4 protein-coding genes are annotated in these 5,399 nt (G+C 67.2%); 2 read left to right on the forward strand and 2 right to left on the reverse strand.

Annotated features, from left to right (window positions below; genetic code table 11):
• The coding region (locus tag WA965_RS08275) for a helix-turn-helix transcriptional regulator (RefSeq protein ID WP_526447352.1) at positions 1-1,660 on the forward strand (1,660 nt) is incomplete at its 5' end.
• On the opposite strand, the gene WA965_RS08280 is transcribed toward WA965_RS08275, so the two are convergent.
• Positions 1,657-2,439 carry a glucose 1-dehydrogenase gene (locus WA965_RS08280; protein ID WP_526300657.1) on the reverse strand — a complete coding sequence of 261 codons (783 nt, stop codon included), beginning with the start codon at positions 2,437-2,439 and terminating at the stop codon, positions 1,657-1,659. The two genes, WA965_RS08275 and WA965_RS08280, sit on opposite strands and share 4 nt — an antisense overlap.
• Before the next feature lie 14 nt (positions 2,440-2,453).
• Positions 2,454-4,421 (reverse strand): flavin-containing monooxygenase, encoded by a 1,968-nt coding sequence (locus WA965_RS08285; RefSeq protein WP_526300655.1) that lies wholly within the window; start codon positions 4,419-4,421, stop codon positions 2,454-2,456.
• Between the two features lie 134 nt (positions 4,422-4,555).
• Between WA965_RS08285 and WA965_RS08290 the strand changes: the two genes are divergently transcribed.
• Positions 4,556-5,353, forward strand: coding sequence for an SDR family NAD(P)-dependent oxidoreductase (locus WA965_RS08290; RefSeq protein WP_526300653.1), 798 nt, complete (start codon positions 4,556-4,558; stop codon positions 5,351-5,353).
• The last annotated feature ends 46 nt before the right edge of the window (positions 5,354-5,399 follow it).

A 5,399-nucleotide genomic window follows, 5' to 3' on the forward strand; every position in this document is an offset into this window, starting at 1 on the left:
GATGCTGACCGCGCTCGACCAGGCCGCCGACGCCGCACGCGCCCGGGGAGCGCCGGCAGCCGCCGCCGAATTGGTCGACCTGGCAATCGGACTCGGCGGCGACACACCGCTGCGGCGCCTCAAGTCGGCCGAGAACCACTTCCTTGCCGGAGACACCGCCCAGGCGGGATCGGTGATCAGCGTCGTGGTCGAGACGATGGAACCCGGGATTCTGCGTGCATTGGCATCGAGCCAACTCGCGACGATCCGGATGTACCAGAATCTGCACGGCGAAGCCGTCGATCTCCTGCGGGCGGCGCTCGACGAGGCCGTCGGCAACGTCCCCGTCACCGTGACGATCATGCTGCGGTTGTCCTTCGCGCTCAACAGCATCGGTGAGCTCGACGATGCCCGCCGCCATGTCCGCGATGCCGTCAAGCTCGCCGATGAGCTCGGAGTGCCCGGTCTCACCAGTGCCGCGCTGTCCTGGTCGGTCCACGTGAACTTCCAGTGCGGGCGTGGCCTCGACGAAGCCGCCCTGGACCGGGCCCTCGAGCTCTACGACAGCTCTCTGGACGTACCGATCATCTTCCGGGCGCCGTTCGTGCACGCAACCGCGCTGTCGTGGACCGGTCGGCTCGAGCAGGCGCACCGCGAGCTGACGGCGGCGCGCGAGATCTGTATCGAACGCGGGGCCGAGAGCGACATGATGGCCATCGCCGGGTTTCTGGCGATCAACCACGTGTGGCGCGGCCAGCTCGCCGAAGCCGCCGCCGAAGCCGCCGAGGCGGTCGAGCGCGCCGAACAACTCGGCGGGGACGACGTTCTCATCATCCCGATGACGGTTCGCGCGGCCGTCGCTGCGTATGCCGGCCGGGTGGACGAGGCGCGCGCCGATGCGCACTGGGTCATGGTCGCGACGAAGAACCGCAGCTCGTCGCACATCGCCGACTGGCCGGGGATGACGCTGTGCTTCCTCGAAGAGTCACTGGGCAACCACCGCGAGGCATTGCAGGCGCTGGACATGGCGTTCCTGAAGACCGGGCAGGTACCCGCGACCGAGCTGATGTACGCCTGGCATCTGCCCGATGTGATCGAGGCGATGATCGGCGTCGGCCGACTCGACGAGGCCGAGGTCCTCACCGGCGCGCTCGAACGCAACGGCCTCGAGCACCGGCGGGTGTGGATGCTGGCGGTCGGCGCGCGATGCCGAGCGATGCTGCTGGCCGCACGCGGTGACGTCGCGGCGGCCGAGCAGACGGCGCATCGGGCGATGACCGAGCACGAGGCGCTGCCGATGCCCTTCGAACGGGCCAGGACTCAGCTGATTCTGGGCCAGCTGCAGCGGCGGATGCGCCAGAAGCACACCGCCGCAGCCAATCTGACCGAGGCACTGCGGACGTTCGAGGAACTGGGTACGCCCTTGTGGGCGCGACGGGCGCAGGCTGAGCTATCCCGCACCGTCGTCTCCCCCAACGACGACCTCAGCCAGCTGACACCGTCACAGCAGCGGGTCGCCGAGATGGCGGCATCCGGTTCGACCAACAAGGACATCGCGGCGGCGATGTTCATCAGCACCAAGACCGTCGAGCACAACCTGACGAAGATCTACCGCAAGCTCGGCATCGGCTCACGCGCGGAGTTGGGCCGTCGGATGGATCAGGGGCGAACCGAGACTTAGGTGATCCAGTCGGGCTGCTGGTCGACGTCGACGGCGGAGAAGTCCTTGTGTGCCAGGCCGGCCAGAACCCCGCCGTCGACCACGAACTCCGACCCGGTGGAGAAACTCGACTCGTCGCTGGCCAGGTAGACGACCATGTTGCTGACCTCCCTGGGTTGGGCGATGCGACCCAGCGCGCTCTGGAAGATGTCCTCGGGCACCCAGTCGGCCATCGGTGTCTTCACCAGACCGGGGTGCACGGAGTTCACCCGGATCCCGAACTGTCCCAACTCCAGAGACACGGACTTCGTCAGTCCGCGGACCGCGAACTTCGTTGCGGTGTAGCCATGACTGGCGATGGTGCCGGCCATCCCCTCGATCGACGAGATGTTGATGATCGACCCGTGACCGGCGTTCTTCATCGTCGGTGTCACAGCGCGGATGCCGAGGAACACGCCGGTCAGGTTGATGTCGAGGATGCGGTGCCACTCGGACAGCTCGTAGTCCTCGACGGTGCCGATGTTGAGGATGCCGGCATTGTTGACCAACACGTCGAGCCCGCCGAACTCACCGACGGCGACGGCCACCGCGGCTTCCCAGTCCTCGGAGCGGGTCACGTCGAGATGGACGTAGCGGGCGTTCTCGCCGAGTTCCTCGACCACCGACTCGCCTTCGGTGTCGAGGATGTCGCCGCACACCACCTTGGCGCCGTGGGCGACCATCTCGTGGGCGTGCGACGCGCCCATTCCCCGGGCCCCGCCACTGATCAAGGCGACCTTGCCGGCCAACCGTCCTGTCATCGATCCTCCTGTTGTCACAGTGCTTTGAGCTCGTAGTCGTCCGGGTCCGGGCGATGTGTCCACTTCCAGTAGTCGACGATGCGCCAGGCGAACAGCGTCGGTAGTTCGCCTGCAGAATTCTTGTAGTAGCTGCTGGTGACCGACGGGTGGGAGTAGACCATGGTCTTCAGGCGTTCCTGGCTGCGCCGGTCGTAGTCGATGCACACGGCGGCTTTGGGCATCGCCGAGGCGGCGCCCGAGGTGAGCACCATGTCGATGCAGCCCAGGATGTAACGCATCTGGCATTCGGAGTTGTAGATCAGGCTGGCGCCGTTGACGGCGTTGGTGCCCGGGCCGAACATGCAGAAGAAGTTCGGGAAGTCGTTGACGGTGATCCCGAGATAGGCGTAGGCGGCATCCCCCCAGACGTCGTTCAGGCTGACGCCGGCCACCCCGCGGACGTCGATCGGCCCGAGTTGGTGGTTGACGTCGAAACCGCTGGCCCACAACAACACATCGGCTGGTCGGTGCACACCGGTGCCGTCGATGACACCGTCTGCGGTGATCGCTGCGACGCCGTCGGTGATCAGGTCGACGTCGTCGCGCTGCAGTGTGGTCAGCCAGGTGCCGTCGTCCTGCAGGGTGCGCTTGCCGAACGGCGGATAACTCGGCGTCACCTTCGCCAGCAGTTCCTCGTCGGTGGCGAAGGCCTGCATCCACGCGACGAACACCTCGCGGATCGTGTGATTGCCTGCGCTGACCGATAATCCACCGTTGTCCCAGTCGGGGTCGATGGTGATCTGCTCGTCGAGGGCGTCGGCGATCGGCCACCAGGACACGAAGCGCAGCCACCGCCCGTAGTACGGCAGATGCCGGGTGGCCCATCGGGCGCCGTCGCCGACCGGTGCGTGATAGTTGACGTTGGGCGCCATCCACTGAGCGGTGCGCTGATAGACGTCGACGTGCGCGGTGGTGCCGGCGATCGCCGGGACCAGCTGGAATCCGCTGGCGCCGGCCCCGATGACGGCGACCCGCTTGCCCGACAGGTCGACGGTGTCGTCCCAGTCGGCGGTGTGAAACGACGGTCCGTCGAAGTCTTTGGCGCCCTTGATGTCCGGAATGACCGGGTTGCTGAACTGACCGACGGCGCAGATCAGGCCCCGGGCGGACAGGGTCTCCGCGGTGCCGTCGCTGGAACGGATCCGCACCCGCCAGGTGGCGGTCGGCTCGTCCCAGTCGGCGCCGGTCACCTCGGTCTCGAACCGGATGTGTTCGGCGATCCCGTAGCGCGCCGTGACGTCGTTGAGGTATTGCAGGATCTCCGGCTGGGTGGCGTAGTGGTGCTCCCAGTGGTCGGTGGGTTCGAACGAGTAGGTGTAGTACTGACTGGCGATGTCGACGCGGCACCCCGGATACCGGTTGGCCAACCAGGTGCCTCCCACTCCGGACTGCTTGTCGACGATCGTGAACGGGATTCCGGCTTCCTTGAGTTTGATGCCCGCGAGCACGCCCGACTCGCCGCAGCCGATGACGACCACCGGGAAGTCGGCCCGCTGCTGTCCGGTCGAGGCCAGCACCGGCCCCTTCTGGTCGACGTCGGTGACCCGCAGGTCCGCGGCGATGTAGTCGACGAACTCCTCGGCGACCTGACCGGCTGACATCACGTTCAACATCACGCGCAACTGGTGCTCGTCGGGGATGAACGGCGGCGGACAGCCACGGTCGCGGTAGTCGCGGATGACGTCAAAAGCCCGCTCGCGCACTGTCTGTTTGTCGGGTTCGCTCATGGCGCCCTGGAGATCCATCGCGATCAACATGAACGGACCCGGAAGTTCGTCGAGCAGCCCGAGGTCGCCCGTCATGTGCACCATCGACATCAACAGGGCGGGCACGCTCGCCGCGTCCACCGCCGCGCGGATCACCTCGTCGGAGTCGTCAAAGGGAAGGCCCGTCAACCGCGCGAGTTCCGGATCGCGCACGGCGGCGCCGCTGACATGTGGCATGCACCACACCATACATATGGCAATCTGTGGATGATGGCGCCGTCCGCCGAGCGCGCGTGTCTGCACGCCTCTGCGCGGTGAGTCGCATACAACGGCGCGCGCTCGCCGGCCACGAGGTGCGCAATACTGTGCCGATGAGCAGTCTTGCCGGCAAGGGCGTTCTGGTGACCGGGGCAGCATCGGGCATCGGGGAGGCCACCGCCGCCCGACTGCTCGCCGAGGGCGCCTCGGTGGTCGGCATCGACCTTGCTCCCGAAGCACCGCAAGGACTTTCGTCCGCATTCGACTACCACTGCGCCGACGTCATGGACGCTGCCGCCGTTGCGCGGGCAGTCGCCGCGGTGGTCGACACGGCGGGCAGGCTCGACGGTGTGGTCCACTCGGCGGGAGTGGGTGGCGGCGGTCCGATCCACCTGCTGCCCGACGAGGAATGGGACCGGGTGCTCGATGTCAACCTCAAGGGCACGTTCCTGGTGATGCGTGCCGCCCTGGCCCAGATGGTTTCCCAGCAGCGCGTCGCCGGCGAACGGGGCGCGATCGTGACGCTGTCCAGCGTCGAGGGACTCGAGGGGACCGCAGGCGGAAGTGCCTACAACGCTTCCAAGGGCGGGGTGGTGCTGCTCACCAAGAACGCCGCAATCGACTACGGCCCCAGCGGAATCCGCGCCAACACCATCTGCCCGGGTTTCATCCAGACTCCGCTGTTCGACTCCGTCATGGGCCTTCCCGGCATGGACGTGCCGCGCGAGGGCCTACGCCATGAGCACAAACTCCGGCGGTTCGGCCGCGCCGACGAAGTGGCCGCCGTGGCGGCGTTCCTGCTGTCGAGCGACGCCAGCTTCGTCAGCGGTCAGGCCATCGCCGTGGACGGCGGCTACACTGCCGGCCGCGACCACCACGTCACCGAGTTGCTGGGTCTGGGCGAGCAGTAGCCGACCGGGTCACCACAGCACCGCGATCGCGGCGGCCGCGAAGGCC

Origin of the sequence: Mycobacterium sp. (assembly GCF_049683935.1) — a bacterium.
In the GTDB taxonomy this organism is placed as follows: Bacteria; Actinomycetota; Actinomycetes; order Mycobacteriales; family Mycobacteriaceae; genus Mycobacterium.